Below are 15,712 nucleotides of genomic sequence, written 5' to 3' on the forward strand. Positions count from 1 at the left end.
ACCATTTCTTTGTAAAGCTGCATATATTTCCCCCCCGGCTACGCCGTCCCCCCTTATTAAGGGGGGACTACAGGCAGGGCTGTTTCATTCCATTTCAAACAGGATTTGTCAAGATGGTTAGCGAGAAAAATTGTAAGTGAGGGTGACGATGAGATGAACTTTTAAGCACTTAAACAACAGTAAAATTGTTCATTTTATCGGCACGTTAGTAACAAAATAATCAATTTTTAATCGCTAGAAACCTTGATTTTTCTAGCTATTTAGGGAATGAAACAGCCCTGCCTTATTAAGGGGGGACTACAGGGGGGTTTTATTATGTGCATCTTCATACAGAATTGGTATAAAAACATATTTTGTCATTGCCTACTCCTTTGGAGAACCCGCAGGGTACGATAACTGCTATATTTCAGAATTTAAATGACAAAATGAAAGTGCGTAGACACTAGGGCTATTTCATTCTATACATAAACCGCCCAGAACTAAAGTTCTAGGCTAATAGCTAAAATCCGTTTTAACGGACTAGAACATGAGTCTCAGTCATCTTTAGATGACTTTCGCTATTAGACTCAGAATTCATTCTGAGGCGGGCTAAATGAGAATGAAATAGCCCTGGCGTAGACACAGACTTCTACATACTTCTTTAAATGAATTATTTTTTCGGAAAATGAAGATGAAAATTAGTATAAAATCCCTCAGCAGAAAACCTATTTTTCCAGACTTTTCGGCACTCATGCTGCAAATCTAAGAATTCTTTATCTGAAAGATTGCTATGAAATTCAGCTACTTTCTCTGCAATATGTGGTATTTCCTTCTCATCTACCCATACGCAATATTTTTTCCAGTCAATTATAGAGTCGTCAGGTAAAACGCAGTCTGTATCAATAAAAATTGGAATCCGACCACAACTGAGAATTTCATATAATCGAATAGAATAGTTTGCAGAACCACGACAGCACAAAATATAGTCGCTCTCGACCATATTTTTCACATATTCATCACGAGTCTTCTGTCTTGGCTCTATGTCTTGTGTAGTTAGAAATACTAATTTGTCTCTGATGATGAAGTTGGTGTTTACTAAAGAGGGGTTTTCTGCAAGTACTTTCAGAGCCTGACTACGCAAAATTTGTCCTTTGTAAGGCGAAACTCCAAGCTCTAATGATTGGGTTAACATCAACCCGTGAAATAAAATCGTTTTCAGTTTCTTTTCCCATGAATCCGTTACTGCTAGTCCACAAAATCCAACAACAGGTTTCTCAGATTTCTGTCTGAGAGACATTTGTCCTCCTAAATATTCTTGAACAAAATCTTCAGTAAAAGAAGGCATAATAATATCATTTTGCTTCCTTTTTGACCGATATGTTGCCATTCGCATTACTGTTGCATTCTTGACAGGAATTTCTTCGGCGCAACAATCACCTGCGAAAAAAATAACTAATTCTTTGCCGCTATTAGCTACTTTTTTGGCAAATTCAATAGATAGACTTTCTGCTTCTTTATTAACTTTACTTCTCCAACTCTCTCCTCTAATGAATCTCCAGTTTATAGGCATAACAACTAGGTCAGCTTCCTTTAACGAAGTCATTTTAAAAAGCGAATTACTTACCTCTATATACTTGCTATACAATCTAGACCAAGGATGTTTTTCACTAGGGATAAACTCTTTCCAAAATGGATAAAGCATTGGAACTGGCTCTATTCCTTTAGGGAGGTAATTTTTATCAGAATAGATGTTTAATAGCATATTTTAACCTGAGTTCTGACTAGTTTAATAACGGAGGAATTATACAAAAAAAATAATTAATTTAAAACTACCTTTGGATAGATATATTTTTATAATAAATTTTAATTTAAGACTTTCATAATTTATTAAGTTTAAAGCTAATTTAAACTCATATTAAGGAAGAATAAACTAAAGTCTATGAATAATAAAAACTTACCTAGCCCGATTAGCCTACCGGACTTTAGTTATACTCGAATGGCTAATGCTGTTTGTTCGCTGTCGAAGGTAAGTTTCAAACAATTTTTGATTTGTCAACAATACTGAGTGCTTAAGGGTATCAAGGTATAACTTGGCAGCCATCTTCCGCAAGCGTTGTATTACGCACAGTCAATTACCGAAGCGTTCAGCTTTTTGTCTCACAGAGGAGCGATGTCTCCGACAGTCTACGCCTACGCAACAAGCTTTATTTAGCGCCGCATCAAAAAGCAACGTTATGATAATTAATCGTCTAACAATAAATAAGTTGGCACAAATAAACCTCAATAGTACGGAGATGATTAATCCCCTCTGTAGAGCAGTCAAAAATCATTGAACTATAGACTTTAGGCTATAAACTCTTGAGAATGGACTGTTAGGTGCTACGCCCAACCAAAATCAGCCGTTGTACAAATTAACACAAGGATAATTGAAGTGACTAAGACTAACTCAGACTTTCTTACCTCCACCGATCCAGCGATCGCGGAGTTAATCAACGACGAACTACAGCGTCAGCGAGATCATTTGGAGTTGATTGCTAGTGAAAACTTTACCTCTGCTGCTGTACTGGCGGCTCAAGGTTCAGTACTGACAAACAAATATGCCGAGGGATTACCTGGTAAACGCTACTATGGCGGTTGTGAGTATATCGACAAAATCGAGCAATTGGCAATTAACCGTGCTAAACAGATATTTGGTGCGGCTCATGCGAATGTGCAACCTCATTCTGGCGCACAAGCCAATTTTGCAGTGTTCCTGTCGCTCTTGGAACCAGGAGACAAAATTATGGGGATGGATTTGTCTCATGGGGGACATCTCACCCACGGTTCACCTGTAAATGTCTCAGGTAAATGGTTCCAAGTTAGCCACTACAATGTCAGTCAACAAACAGAACAACTTGACTACGATCAAATTCGGGAGCTGGCGCTGAGGGAGCGTCCTAAGCTCTTGATTTGTGGTTATTCGGCTTATCCCCGGATAATTGACTTTGAAAAGTTCCGTAGTATTGCTGATGAAATCGGCGCTTACTTACTTGGCGATATTGCTCACATTGCTGGTTTAGTTGCTAGTGGTCTTCATCCCGATCCCATTCCTCATTGTCATGTAGTAACAACAACTACCCATAAGACTCTACGCGGGCCAAGAGGTGGTTTAATTTTGACCAGCGACGCAGAACTAGGTAAAAAGCTAGATAAATCTGTTTTTCCTGGCAGCCAAGGCGGGCCATTGGAACACGTCATTGCTGGTAAGGCAGTAGCTTTTGGAGAAGCCCTGAAGCCTGAGTTTAAAACCTATTCTGCTCAAGTGATTGAAAATGCTCGTGCTTTGGCAGAACAACTACAAAACCGGGGTTTAAAGTTAGTGTCTAATGGCACTGATAATCATTTAATCTTGGTAGATTTACGCTCTGTAGGTCTAACTGGGAAGCAGGCAGATCAGCTAGTTAGTACCGTAAATATTACTGCTAACAAAAATACTATTCCCTTCGATCCGCAGTCGCCATTTGTTACTAGTGGTCTAAGATTAGGTTCGCCAGCAATGACCACGCGAGGTTTAGGAGTAGCAGAATTTACCGAGATTGCAAATATTATTAGCGATCGCCTGCTTTCTCCAGATTCCGACATAGTAACCCAAGATTGTCGGCAAAGGGTAGCAGCATTGTGCGATCGCTTCCCCTTATATGCTCACCTAGAAATTCCTGTACCAGCCCTAGCGTGACATTATAGTTAGGAGTTAAGAGTTAAGAGTGATGAGTTTTAAATTTTGAACTCCTAACTCCTAACTCCAAACCCCAAACCCCAAACTCCTAACTCCTAACTCCTAACTCCTAACTCCTAACTCCTAACTCCTAACTCCTAACTCCTTACTCCTAACTCCTTACTCCTTACTAATTCCTTCCAATGAGTGCAGAAATTATTTGTGTTGGTACTGAACTGCTGCTAGGAGATATCCTCAACGGCAATGCTCAATTTTTGGCGCAACAATTAGCGCAACTCGGAATTCCCCACTACTATCAAACAGTGGTTGGGGATAATCCCGAACGGTTGAAGCAAGTTATAGAAATTGCTATTTCCAGAGCGCAAATTCTCATTTTCACTGGTGGACTCGGCCCGACACCAGATGATCTTACCTGCGAAGCGATCGCTGATTTTTTTAAAGTTCCGTTAGTAGAACGTTCTGACATCATCGAAGACATAACCCAAAAATTCGCCCAACGAGGTCGGGTTATGTCATCAAGTAACCGCAAGCAAGCTTTAATTCCCCAAGGTGCAGAAATTCTCCCCAACCCCACTGGAACAGCACCCGGTATCATTTGGCAGCCTCGCCCTGAAATCACGATTTTTACCTTTCCGGGTGTTCCCAGTGAAATGCACCCGATGTGGGAAGAAACAGCCGTGCCATTTCTCAAAAGTCAAGGTTGGGGTAAAGAAATTATTTACAGCCGGAGTTTAAAGTTTTGGGGTATTGGTGAATCTGCTTTGGCGGAAAAAGTTGCTTCCTATTTGAAGTTACCAAATCCCACAGTCGCCCCTTATGCAGGTAAAGGGGAAGTAAGATTGCGAGTCTCTGCTAAAGCCACTTCAGAAGCAGCCGCAGAAACGTTAATTGCGCCCATTGAAAAACAACTTAAAGAAATTGCCGGACTGGATTTTTACGGCGTTAATAATGATACTCTTGCTTCCGTGGTTGGTCAGTTGTTGCGGGCATCAAAAGAAACGCTTTCTGTGGCAGAATCTTGCACGGGTGGCGGTTTAGGGCAAATGTTGACTGAGATTTCTGGGAGTTCTGATTACTTTTGGGGTGGCGTAATTTCTTATGACAATTCGGTGAAAGTTAGGCTGCTGGGAGTTAACCAAGAAGATTTAGATAAATTTGGGGCGGTAAGTGCAACTGTTGCAGAGCAAATGGCAATTGGAGTCAAAACCCGCCTTGCAACAACTTGGGGATTGAGTATTACTGGAATTGCTGGCCCAACTGGAGGGACAGATACTAAGCCGGTGGGTTTAGTTTACATTGGTTTAGCTGGGCCAAACGATGAAGTGGCAAGTTTTGAGTATCAGTTTGGTACAGTGCGAGGACGCGCTCTAATTCGTCATGTCAGCGCGAATGCAGCGTTGGATAATTTGCGGCGGAAGTTATTGACGAGCTAGGAGGTCTAGTACGTTTGTCATACAACTTGTATGACAATCGAACCTATTGAAAATCTGATGTTATGTTAAAAAACTCAATTACGAATTACGAACTTGTAGTGAGCGACTTGTGCCAAGCGTTGCCGAGGTGTTACGAATTACAAATTACGAATTACGAATTATGCAGCTATGAGCAAAATTCCCATCCTCCAACCAAATCACTCATACACTTTCAGAAGCTATTTTGAGATGTCATTCGAGCCAGAAGATATACTGGCTGAATTTGGCTATTCTTTAAAACGTTCCTCTCTCAATCAACAAAAGTCCACCATTGAATTAGATAGACTTGCAAATCTCAAATCTAGAATTGAGGAGAGTTTGCCATATATTAGTTTGACTAGTGAAGCAGCCCGCAGAGAATTACTAATTGCCCCAATTTTACTAGATGTTATTCATTACACTCACGCCCAACTTAGAATTGAATATCCTTTAATTGTTACAGAACAATTAAAAGGTTCCCTTGATTATTATTTGCACGCAGACCGTAAACTCTTAGTTGTAGAAGCCAAAAATGCTGATTTGGCAAGGGGTTTTACTCAGCTTGCTGTAGAATTGATTGCTATTGATGCGTGGACTGATTCTCAAGAACCAAATTTACAGGGGGCTGTTTCTACAGGTGATATTTGGCAATTTGCTCTATTGAATCGAGAAAGTAAACAAATAACTCAAGACCTCAATTTATATCGTGTTCCTGCTGATATAGAAGACTTACTTCGGATTTTGGTGGCGATACTGAGCTAAGGATGAAACACTATCATATTATAGCGGTTTCCATCGGATGCGGTACAATATTATACCGCCAGGTGTAGGGGCATGGCATTGCCATGCCCCTACGGATGTACCTCACATAAACATTCTTGAACCGAAATATCGTCCTGCAATTTACCAACTAGCCTCATGATTAGCAGAGAAGCGATCGCAGTTTGTGTAGTGTAGAGGTTGCGATCGCCTTGGGTAATAAATCTTAACACCAATATTCAGGTTATTTGATTGCAGCCAAATCACAGTTTAACTTTTTGTTAATAGAATCTATTACCTTAGCTTCTGCTGGTGTAATTACCCCATCTAGATGAGCAATTTTTTGACATTGAGCTAGTAAGGGTAGAGCAAAATCACTATTAATTTGCTCAAGTAAGGTTTCTAAAGATGGTTTTGTTTTAAACTAGTTTTTGGCGTAATTTTGGGTAAATCTAACCACTGACTTACCAGACTATTAATCGCATTTGTATCACCCTGCTTGGCAAGTTCTAGAATGTTTAGCTGTATCATACTTAGTACTGCTGAGAATCTAAGCAATAACTTAGTCCAATTATTCCCACTTACTACATTCAAAGTAACATCTGATACATTAACTTGGTAACCATCAGCCATCCTATACCCACCCATCAGCACAATTAATCACGGGATCGCTTGCTGTATTCTTGACAATTTGTTACAAAAGTACAAAGAACTTCTAGAGACCCAAAACCACATGTTCGGCGGACTTACTGGTTTACAAGATCCTAAAGGCACTGATTGGGGAGAGCGGATGCTCAATACGGTCGCCAGCCAAACGATTCGCCACCTGTTTAGCCAAAGCGAGTCAGTAGAAGTCTTTGTGCGCTGCTATCCCTCCAGCAAACTGTTGCAAGGCAGCATTGATAGCTTCAAAATGACCGGTCGTGGCTTGGTGATTCGGAAAGATTTCGCGGTACAGGAGATGTCTTTTGAAACCGATGCGGTTGCCATTGACTTCGGCTCGGTTTTAAAGGGCAAACTCAGTCTTAAGCAACCTACTCAAGCGATCGCTCAAGTAATTTTATCAGAAGCAGGGATAAACCAAGCCTTTAATGCGGAACTGGTGAAAAAGCGCCTGCTTAACCTCACCGTACCATCACTGACAGAATTATCTGGCGGTGAACCTGTTTCCTTTACCGAAGTCCAGATACAGCTATTGCCAGGAAATCGCTTACAGCTTGTAGCAAAAGCAGATTTAAATAATGGCGAACTCGTTCCTCTGAACATGAGCCTAGCTTTAGGCATTGAAAGGCGGCGGCGAGTTTCCTTCAAAGATCCAAAAATCGAACTTGACCAAGTACCAGAAGCACAACGGGAAATTTCGCAAACCTTGAGCATGGCGCTGGTAGAAATTTTAGATAATATGGTCGATTTGGATCGTTTTGACCTTGATGGCGTGAAAATGCGACTTAACCGATTAGAAACTGAAGGTCAAAAACTTATTTTCAGTGGATATGCTGAAATTGAGCGTATTCCACATAGCGCTTGATTTGATATTCTCACCTAAAAATGCAACCTAAAGTGAAGCTTTAAACAAATTAAATACCGCCTAGAATAATCTAGGCGGTATTTAAATCTTTAGGTTTTTAAGGGAGTTAGGAGTAATTAATTATGGGTTGTAATTAATTTTTATTGATAACTCCAAACTCCTAACTCCAAACTCCAAACTCCAAACTCCTAACTCCTAACTCCTAACTCCTAACTCCTAACTCCTAACTCCTAACTATCTTCCCACACCTACATATTGGAATCCAGCCCGGATCATTACTTCAGGGTCGAGGAAGTTACGACCGTCGATGATAACGGGGTGGGCCATCAATTTTGCCATCTTCACATAGTCGAGAGTGCTGAACTGCTGCCATTCGGTGACGAGTACCAACGCATCGCAGCCGTCAGCTAGTCTTTCGGCATCGGTTTCTACTAGCACACCAGAAAGCCCATGACGTAAACCTGTTTGTGAAACAATCGGGTCAAAGGCTTTAACTTTGGCTCCCAGTCGGTTTAGCTGCTCAATTAGGTTGAGGGCTGGGGCGTCGCGCAAGTCGTCGGTATCTGGCTTGAAGGTCAGTCCCAGTAGTCCGACTGTTTTGCCTTTGAGAATTTTCAGAACTTTTTGGAGTTTTTCTAAAGCAATCAATCGCTGGCGTTCGTTGACACTGACAGCAGCTTTGAGTAATTGGGCTTCATAGCCATAATCATCAGCAGTGTGAATCAGGGCGGAGACATCTTTGGGGAAACAAGAACCACCCCAACCAATACCAGCTTGTAAAAATTTGTTACCAATACGGGAGTCTAGACCGATACCTCTAGCTACTTGGGTGACATCAGCACCGACGCGATCGCAAATATTAGCAACTTCGTTAATAAAACTAATCTTAGTGGCTAAAAAAGCATTAGCGGCGTATTTAATCATCTCCGCCGAACTTAGGTCTGTTGCCAGAATTGGCACAGGGGGTAAAGATTGATCGTCAGCGTACTTGCGTTCCACAATTGGGGCATAGAGTTGTCGCATTGAGGCTACTGCTCTTTGACTATTGCCTCCTAGTACAATGCGATCGGGGTTGAAGGTGTCGTACACTGCCGAACCTTCGCGCAAAAACTCTGGATTGCTGATTACATCAAACTCGGCTGCAAACTCAGGTAATTTATCATCACTCGGCATCCCACCTGCGGGTACTAATGTTTTCAGCCGTTCAGCAATACCATCTAAAACAAGCATCCGTACCCAGTCACCAGAGCCAATGGGTACTGTAGATTTATTCACTATGACTTTATAACCACCGTTGAGATTTTCCCCAATCCCACGGGCTACAGCTTCAACATAACGAGTATCACTTTCACCAGTGGGTAAAGGTGGCGTTCCCACAGCAATAAACAGAACTTCTCCGTGGGCAACTCCAGCAGCAAGATCGCTAGTAAAATGAATTTTCTCTGCTTGAATGGCAGACTGCATAATTTCTGAGAGTCCCGGTTCAAAAATCGGGGACTGCCCAGACTTCATTAACTTAACTTTTTCTTCGTTATTGTCTACGCAAATTACATCATGCCCAATATGAGCCAAGCAAGCACCTGTAACTAAACCAACGTAACCAGTACCAATCACGCAAACACGCATTTTTTAACTCCTCACTATTTTTTGGGGTTAGTCTTCAAAAATAAGTATCAATTAAGCTGTTCAGATTTAAATTGCATAAGCTAGGCGGCCAAGATGTCCACCCCACAAGAGTTATATTTAATAAGGGTTATGCAAATTAGATGTTTTTAGCTTATGACACTTAGACACTGGCAGTCAACTCAGCCACTAAGCATATTAGCTATCGATAGGGTCAGCCTGGATGAAAATTTAGGGCAAGGCTAGATGCCACTCAGGTGATTGAATTCTTTACATCGCTTTGAATGCGATCGCGAAAATCTTCTATTGTTAGTTTTAACCCCTCTTGCAGAGCAATAGTCGGTTCCCAATTTAACCAAGTTTTTGCCTTTGTGATATCAGGTTGGCGACGCCGGGGATCGTCCGAAGGTAGCGGCTCGAATTTAATCTGCGCGTCTGGATTAATCATATTTTGCACAGCTTGTGCCAATTGCAAAATCGTATATTCACCAGGATTACCCAGATTTACTGGGCTTATGTAGTCGCTATTCATTAGGCGGATGAATCCTTCGACTAAATCGGAAACATAGCAGAAACTACGAGTTTGCGAACCATCACCGTAAACGGTTAAAGGATTACCCCGCAAGGCTTGAACTATAAAGTTGCTCACCACCCGACCATCGTTTTCTAACATTCTCGGACCGTAGGTGTTAAATATCCGAACAACTCGAATATCAACTTTATTTTGCCTATAATAATCAAATGCTAGAGTCTCAGCAATTCTTTTACCTTCGTCGTAGCATGAACGTATCCCAATGGGATTGACGCTACCCCGATACTCTTCAGTTTGGGGATGAACTTCAGGATCGCCGTAGACTTCACTGGTTGAAGCCAAGAAAAACCTAGCTTTCACACGTTTAGCCAGCCCCAACATGTTGAGTGTTCCCATCACGTTAGTTTTAACGGTTTTAACTGGGTTGTACTGGTAATGTACTGGTGAAGCAGGACAAGCTAGATGATAAATTTGATCCACTTCTAACCGAATTGGTTCGGTAATATCGTGGCGGATCATTTCAAAGTACGGATTATCTAACCATTTAAGGATGTTCCGTTTGTGACCAGTGTAAAAATTATCCAAGCATATTACTTCATGCCGATCATTCATTAGTCGGTCGATGAGATGAGAACCAATAAACCCAGCACCACCCGTAACCAAAATTCTCATAGTTTCCCAGTTACTTACAAATATTTTCAAGTAGCTATTGCACTTACTTTTAGATTACCCAGATTGGGAACAAAAATACAAAAGAAAGAAAAGAACAAAATTTTATCTAAAAGTGTTGTTTAACTTACCTATTTTTCTCCGGTTATAGTTTTATTATATTTTTACTTACTTCCTTAATGATTTAACTAGTAAAATAACCTACATTGTTAGTCTTCTACCTAAATTTCATCAAATCTTCAATAATATAAAGTATTATTATGGCTGCTACTGTTTTCTGTAAGATGCAGGAATAGGTTGATATTTTCCCCAGTTTAAGGTTTTACAAATAACCCATATTTTTGCAATAGTCAAGTTGTCGCATTTCCCAACATCCTGCTTTGTATTTAAATGCAGAGGCTTATATCATTTCAAGATATTCCTGTTATAAATACATCCCTTTCTAGGAGCATACAGATGTACTTCTTTACAGCCGATTCATTTGTTGCAAAGATTTTTGTCAATGCGATGCCTTCGGTGGTCACTGAGCGCGACCGTTGTGCGGGCTACACCAACGCAGCCCAAGCCCAGATGAGTGAATTAAACTCTGCCTAATATCATACAGCAGAGGTAATGCTAGTAACCTTTTTAGACATAACTAAATTTGTGGTTTGAGTGCGTTGCGGTTCTCCAAGCATGATAATTGAGCAGGTGAGTTGTCTGGCTAACTGAGTTGTGACATCGCTAATGGCTAACCCTCCAGGGCTGGTACGATTACGTATAAAAGGTAAAACTACTAGATCGTATAATCGTGCTGCCTGCAAAATTGCTTGAGCAACATTTTCATGAGCGATAATTTGAATTTCTGGGGCATTGGTCAAAGCTAATTGAGATACTAGTAGGGAGAGATGCGATCGCCTCCAAGCAATTTTACTCGAACTAGTGCGGCGATCGCACACATTTAGTACAGTAATGTGGCTTTGATTTGCCTCTGCCAGCATCTGGGCGAATTGTACAGGCTGTAATGTCGGTGCTGTTAAGTTTTCTACTGGTACTAAGATGCGCTGAATTTTTTTCGGTGATTCTACTAGACGGGTTACCGCTACTGGACAATGGGATGCCCAAAGCACGCCATCAATCACATTCCCAAATAAACGCGCTCGTAACCCAGTCCGTTTACCCCAACCCATAACGATTAAATTAGCCTTTTGTTCACGAGCTGCTCTGCTAATTCCTTGAGCAAAGGCATCATCAATCCGCAGCATTGGTTCTGCGGCTACGCCCAATACTCGACTGTGTACCGTGGCTTTGGTTAATAATTGCTCACTTTGTTGTAGAGACGCTTCTAACTGCGGTGCATCCATTTGAGCGGTAGCATTAGCGATCGCAAGCGGTATAATTTTTCCCTTACACTGACGCGCTAATAACGCTGCCATTTCAATCAAATACTGCTCAGTATGAGGATTATAGACAGGTACGATTATATTAAAAGCAGTGTCTATTTTTGGTGTGTTTTGGTCAGGTTGGGGTGGTGCGGGATCTTTAGCTGGTGAGGAATTCAAACCAACAGCTATTCTATTAGTGATCAACGGCCCCAAGCTTGATGTGACAACCATTAAGACAATGACGCTGTGCAATACTTCTAGTGGCAGCAACCCAGCCCGGTATCCCACTAACGTTGCTGCTAACGTTGTCGCAACCTGGGGAAGTGATAGCGACCAGATGGTTAGCATTTCTTGCCAGTTATAGCGGTAAACCAGTTTTGTAAAAAAAGCTGCAATCAATTTACTGACAATCAAACCGACTATCATCAACAGCGTTAACTTTAGCGTGTCTAGGTTGTTCACAAAGGCGGGTAGATTGATCGTTAAGCCAAGGTAAACAAAGAAAATCGGAATAAATAGCACACTGCCAATAAATACCACCTTTTGTTTGACTGGGCCTTCCCCTACAGCTTCATTTACCGCCAAACCTGCTAAAAAGGCACCAACAATTTTCTCTATCCCAATCAATTGAGCGCCCACAGCTGCTAAAAATACAGAAAGCAACACAAATAAAAATTTGTTTCCTTCGTCGTCTCCAGACCGTTTGAAAAATTCTTTGCCCGCCCAATCAAAGCCTGTGACAACAGCAACAGAGTAAATAATTAACCAACCCGACAAGCTGAGTAGTTTCGCCAAGCTGAATGCTCCAGCATCAGCGACGGCTACACAAAGGGCTAAGATAAGTACTGCGCCAATATCTGTAAAAATCTTAGCTCCAATGGTGACCGTAACAGCTTCGTTGTTGACCACTCCTAAACGGCTGATTATGGGATATGCCAAAAGAGTATAGGAAGCGAATAAAGAGCCAATTAATATTGAAGTATTCCAGCCATAGCCTAAAATCAGCCCTACTAAGGTTCCCATCACCAGGGGGACACTGAAAGTTAAGCTAGCAAACCCCAAGGCACGACTTTTTTGCCGACGAAACTGTTCTAGATCAACTTCTAGCCCTGCGACAAATAGCAAGTAAATTAACCCAATATCTGATAGCAGGTTAATCATCGGCGAGTCAGACTGAAATAGATTCCAGCCTGAGGGGCCTAGTACTAGCCCTGAGAAAACTAAACCTACTAATCCTGGTAATCTTAGCCGCTCAAACACGATCGGTATAACTAAGATGACCACCAGCAAAATAGCAAAGGGAACAATTGGTTCATTGCCAAGAACTTGGCAAGTTGGCTCTAGAGCAAGAACTTGTGATGTGAGTTCCATCATGTAGGAATGAAGGGGCTATGGTAAAGCTGCGATTAGCTTGGGGCGATCGCTTAATCGATATAAATAAATGCAGAAGCCACCCGATGAAAAATCAAATAAATCAAATATATTAACTTACACTAACTAGGCAATTGTCTTAGAACTAACTACCTACGGATGGATTTGACTCAAAATGAACCGTAAGCGATCGTAGTCGTCTTTAAGTAGCACACTCAAGCTACGTCCAGCTTTAATTAGCCATTCTCGGTCAGTTTTGCGTAACTGGTATATCTCTCGAATAGCAGCTGCGGTCAAAGACTCTACTGGCGCACCGTTAATACAAAGGAGCGTCCGCAAAAAATCTAGTTCTTCAGTAAATTTAATAATTGCTTCTGGTTCGCACCGATAAACAGCTTGATGAATTTGCGGGGGACGGGGTGGTAGATACTGATATATTCTTTGGTTATAACCTCGATTCTGGGAAGATTGCTCAAATCCGACGATGGCAGATCGAAATTCTGTTCTGAGCATGGCAAATATCTGGGGTTGTTCTTCGCGTAAGTCTTGCAATGACAACCCCAAAGCTCTAGCCCGGTGTACGGAATCTATGGGCATTGTCGTGGCATAATATACCACAGCATAAACTTGATTGCCCGATTCTTCATCTACAGAACAGACCCAACTACCAAAGGGTGGCATGGAGGGAAAGCTCAAATCTGGTGGTTCCAAACACTGAGCTAAAAATTCAGTACTAGTAGTTTCAATCACCTCCGCAATGTGATTGGGATGGCGATCGCCAGTAGTAAACTGTGGTAGGGGGAGGCGCATGGGAGTGCTGAGTTAAGAGTTAGGAGGGATGAGTTAAGAGTTAAGAGTGAGGAGTGATCAGTTGAAGAATCATAATTCCTAACTCCTAACTTCTCACTCCTAACTAATCTCACTTTTAACTCCTAACTAATATTATTTGGCTTTTTTACGTCCGGCTGTGGTTTCTACGAGTTCCAATTCGCTCAGGCGAAAGGTAACTAATTTATCCCAGTTACCACCCTCAAATAATACGGCTACTTTGCCATCACTCACCCGTTGCACGAGTCCTTCGGAGCGATAATAGGTATCTGCGGGATTCTTGACGCTAACAGTTGCTCCAGGCAGAATCATGTTTTTAGCCTCGCTTGTTTCCTTCTAATAGCTTAATACTTCTTATTAGTCATTTGTCGTTGGAGAAGTGCAAATGACCAATGACCAATGACTAATGACGAATCAATAATACTTCTGCCTTTGGCGAAAATTTGCTACTGATTCTACTATTCCCAAGGAAATGAAGTTGGTCAGCATAGCAGAACGCCCGTAACTCATCCAAGGTAGGGGAATACCTGCCACAGGCGCTAAACCAACCGTCATGCCAACGTTGACAATTAGCTGAAACACAATCATAGACAAAATGCCAATAGCCAACAAGGAACCAAAGTTATCTTTGGCGGTTTGGGCAATATGCAGTAGACGCAAGCAAATTAAGCAGAAGGCAAACAGCACTACCAAACAACCAACAAAACCGAATTCTTCCCCGACTGCGGAAAAAATAAAGTCTGTATGCTGTTCTGGTACAAAATTCAGTTGCGTCATTGGCCCCTTAAACAGACCCCATCCCCAAATTTCACCAGCACCAATAGCAATGCGAGATTGGATTAAGTGATATCCAGCACCGAGTGGATCGTGATCGGGATTCATGAATACGGTTAGCCGGTCTTTTTGATACTCTTTTAAAACATGGTTCCAAGCGAAGATTCCTAATTCGCCACCCAGTATATTCAGAGTCCACGCACCGATAGCACCTAAACCAAAACGACGCCAGGGCAGAGTTTGCCAGCCCACAATAGCCATTGCAAATGACCAAACTATTCCTAATGAACCAAAAGATAGTTCTTTGAATAAAACTATCGGCGCTGATAAAGGCCAAGATATACTAAACAAAATGGCGGCAACCACAGGAGAAATCATCAGAATTAACCAGCCTGGGTTAGCATTTGCCCAGTAAAGCATTCCTAAGACGATCGCACCAAATACTAGTGATGTTGCTAAATCTGGCTGTAAAAATACTAATCCCCAAGGGATAGCGGTGATTGCCAGAACGCGGAAAACACCTTCGAGGGTGGAAGCAGTGCGCTTGTGTAGTAAAGCTGCTAAGGTAACAATCATGCCGATTTTGGCAAATTCTGAGGGTTGCACGTTAAAGCCAGCGATACTAATCCACCGTTGCGCCCCTTTGGCGCTAGTACCAGCAATCATCACGGCGATTAAGCTGAAGTTCGTTAATCCATAAGTTACCCAGTGCCACTGCATCAAGAGTTCATAACGGGTGCGAGCTAAAAACAGGGCTATAACGACACCGATACCCGCTACCATCCAGTGCCACCACCAGTCAGTTACTGGCTGCTTCAGTTCCGTACTGAGAATCATGACACCGCCAAAGATACTGACAGCAATCGGCAAACAAAATAGTAGCCAATCTACATATTGCCAGGGCTTAACCCAAGACTTCCAGCGAATTTTGGGGAGCGATCGTTTTAATAACATTGTGTAAGTTTAGACTTTAGCTTTAATTGTTGGGTATAGGGCAGGAAGCATGGGGCATTGGTCAATAATTAATAGTTCTTCTTCCCCTACTCCCTCATCTCCCCATTCCCCACTCCCCAGTATTCCCAAGCTATAGCCCAAGAATAAGATTGAAATTAAAATTAA

General features: G+C 41.8%; 14 protein-coding genes. 5 read left to right on the forward strand and 9 right to left on the reverse strand.

What is annotated here, in order from left to right; all coding sequences use genetic code 11:
- Nucleotides 1-649: 649 nt before the first annotated feature.
- On the reverse strand, nt 650-1,741 hold the full coding sequence (locus tag V7K73_RS08805; protein ID WP_334879046.1) for an exostosin domain-containing protein: 1,092 nt from the start codon (nt 1,739-1,741) through the stop codon (nt 650-652).
- A gap of 669 nt (nt 1,742-2,410) precedes the next feature.
- Here V7K73_RS08805 and glyA point away from each other — a divergent pair.
- From glyA to V7K73_RS08820, 3 genes are all read left to right on the forward strand, one after another.
- A complete protein-coding gene (gene glyA / locus V7K73_RS08810; RefSeq protein WP_334879048.1) occupies nt 2,411-3,694 on the forward strand; it encodes a serine hydroxymethyltransferase in 1,284 nt (427 codons plus the stop codon).
- A gap of 182 nt (nt 3,695-3,876) precedes the next feature.
- A complete protein-coding gene (locus tag V7K73_RS08815) occupies nt 3,877-5,127 on the forward strand; it encodes a competence/damage-inducible protein A (RefSeq protein WP_334879050.1) in 1,251 nt (416 codons plus the stop codon).
- A gap of 168 nt (nt 5,128-5,295) precedes the next feature.
- Nucleotides 5,296-5,907, forward strand: coding sequence for a hypothetical protein (locus V7K73_RS08820; RefSeq protein WP_334879052.1), 612 nt, complete (start codon nt 5,296-5,298; stop codon nt 5,905-5,907).
- 89 nt (nt 5,908-5,996) lie between these two features.
- On the opposite strand, the gene V7K73_RS08825 is transcribed toward V7K73_RS08820, so the two are convergent.
- Nucleotides 5,997-6,140: a hypothetical protein gene (locus V7K73_RS08825; RefSeq protein WP_334879054.1), complete on the reverse strand. Its 144-nt coding sequence runs from the start codon at nt 6,138-6,140 to the stop codon at nt 5,997-5,999.
- A gap of 166 nt (nt 6,141-6,306) precedes the next feature.
- Nucleotides 6,307-6,552 carry a hypothetical protein gene (locus V7K73_RS08830; RefSeq protein WP_334879056.1) on the reverse strand — a complete coding sequence of 82 codons (246 nt, stop codon included), beginning with the start codon at nt 6,550-6,552 and terminating at the stop codon, nt 6,307-6,309.
- An 85-nt stretch (nt 6,553-6,637) separates the two neighbouring features.
- Here V7K73_RS08830 and V7K73_RS08835 point away from each other — a divergent pair, with 85 nt between their 5' ends.
- The gene (locus V7K73_RS08835; RefSeq protein WP_334879153.1) at nt 6,638-7,432 is read left to right on the forward strand and encodes an LmeA family phospholipid-binding protein; all 795 of its coding nucleotides are present in this window, start codon (nt 6,638-6,640) and stop codon (nt 7,430-7,432) included.
- Nucleotides 7,433-7,666: 234 nt separating this feature from the next.
- Here V7K73_RS08835 and V7K73_RS08840 read toward each other — a convergent pair whose 3' ends face one another.
- Nucleotides 7,667-9,058, reverse strand: a complete 1,392-nt coding sequence (locus V7K73_RS08840; protein ID WP_334879058.1) for a UDP-glucose dehydrogenase family protein — start codon at nt 9,056-9,058, stop codon at nt 7,667-7,669.
- Nucleotides 9,059-9,308: 250 nt separating this feature from the next.
- Nucleotides 9,309-10,259 (reverse strand): UDP-glucuronic acid decarboxylase family protein, encoded by a 951-nt coding sequence (locus V7K73_RS08845; protein WP_334879060.1) that lies wholly within the window; start codon nt 10,257-10,259, stop codon nt 9,309-9,311.
- A 387-nt stretch (nt 10,260-10,646) separates the two neighbouring features.
- Here V7K73_RS08845 and V7K73_RS08850 point away from each other — a divergent pair, with 387 nt between their 5' ends.
- The gene (locus V7K73_RS08850; protein ID WP_334879062.1) at nt 10,647-10,850 is read left to right on the forward strand and encodes a hypothetical protein; all 204 of its coding nucleotides are present in this window, start codon (nt 10,647-10,649) and stop codon (nt 10,848-10,850) included.
- A gap of 2 nt (nt 10,851-10,852) precedes the next feature.
- Here V7K73_RS08850 and V7K73_RS08855 read toward each other — a convergent pair whose 3' ends face one another.
- The 4 genes from V7K73_RS08855 to rodA all read right to left on the reverse strand — a co-directional run bounded on the left by V7K73_RS08855 (nt 10,853) and on the right by rodA (nt 15,547).
- On the reverse strand, nt 10,853-12,991 hold the full coding sequence (locus V7K73_RS08855; protein WP_334879155.1) for a cation:proton antiporter domain-containing protein: 2,139 nt from the start codon (nt 12,989-12,991) through the stop codon (nt 10,853-10,855).
- 153 nt (nt 12,992-13,144) lie between these two features.
- Nucleotides 13,145-13,801 carry an HAS-barrel domain-containing protein gene (locus V7K73_RS08860; RefSeq protein WP_334879064.1) on the reverse strand — a complete coding sequence of 219 codons (657 nt, stop codon included), beginning with the start codon at nt 13,799-13,801 and terminating at the stop codon, nt 13,145-13,147.
- A gap of 132 nt (nt 13,802-13,933) precedes the next feature.
- Nucleotides 13,934-14,131 (reverse strand): NAD(P)H dehydrogenase subunit NdhS, encoded by a 198-nt coding sequence (locus V7K73_RS08865; RefSeq protein ID WP_334879066.1) that lies wholly within the window; start codon nt 14,129-14,131, stop codon nt 13,934-13,936.
- A 102-nt stretch (nt 14,132-14,233) separates the two neighbouring features.
- Nucleotides 14,234-15,547, reverse strand: coding sequence for a rod shape-determining protein RodA (gene rodA, locus V7K73_RS08870; RefSeq protein WP_334879068.1), 1,314 nt, complete (start codon nt 15,545-15,547; stop codon nt 14,234-14,236).
- Nucleotides 15,548-15,712 lie beyond the last annotated feature (165 nt).

The sequence above is a fragment of the Nostoc sp. genome (assembly GCF_036916975.1).
In the GTDB taxonomy this organism is placed as follows: domain Bacteria; phylum Cyanobacteriota; class Cyanobacteriia; order Cyanobacteriales; family Nostocaceae; genus Nostoc.

What these genes read in the sequence shown, in the direction of transcription:
- V7K73_RS08805 (WP_334879046.1), bottom strand. Translation starts at nt 1,741, where the DNA reads ATGCTATTAAACATCTATTCTGATAAAAATTACCTCCCTAAAGGAATA.
- V7K73_RS08815 (WP_334879050.1), top strand. Translation starts at nt 3,877, where the DNA reads ATGAGTGCAGAAATTATTTGTGTTGGTACTGAACTGCTGCTAGGAGAT.
- V7K73_RS08820 (WP_334879052.1), top strand. Translation starts at nt 5,296, where the DNA reads ATGAGCAAAATTCCCATCCTCCAACCAAATCACTCATACACTTTCAGA.
- V7K73_RS08830 (WP_334879056.1), bottom strand. Translation starts at nt 6,552, where the DNA reads ATGGGTGGGTATAGGATGGCTGATGGTTACCAAGTTAATGTATCAGAT.
- V7K73_RS08835 (WP_334879153.1), top strand. Translation starts at nt 6,638, where the DNA reads ATGTTCGGCGGACTTACTGGTTTACAAGATCCTAAAGGCACTGATTGG.
- V7K73_RS08840 (WP_334879058.1), bottom strand. Translation starts at nt 9,058, where the DNA reads ATGCGTGTTTGCGTGATTGGTACTGGTTACGTTGGTTTAGTTACAGGT.
- V7K73_RS08845 (WP_334879060.1), bottom strand. Translation starts at nt 10,259, where the DNA reads ATGAGAATTTTGGTTACGGGTGGTGCTGGGTTTATTGGTTCTCATCTC.
- V7K73_RS08850 (WP_334879062.1), top strand. Translation starts at nt 10,647, where the DNA reads ATGCAGAGGCTTATATCATTTCAAGATATTCCTGTTATAAATACATCC.
- V7K73_RS08855 (WP_334879155.1), bottom strand. Translation starts at nt 12,991, where the DNA reads ATGGAACTCACATCACAAGTTCTTGCTCTAGAGCCAACTTGCCAAGTT.
- V7K73_RS08860 (WP_334879064.1), bottom strand. Translation starts at nt 13,801, where the DNA reads ATGCGCCTCCCCCTACCACAGTTTACTACTGGCGATCGCCATCCCAAT.
- V7K73_RS08865 (WP_334879066.1), bottom strand. Translation starts at nt 14,131, where the DNA reads ATGATTCTGCCTGGAGCAACTGTTAGCGTCAAGAATCCCGCAGATACC.
- rodA (WP_334879068.1), bottom strand. Translation starts at nt 15,547, where the DNA reads ATGTTATTAAAACGATCGCTCCCCAAAATTCGCTGGAAGTCTTGGGTT.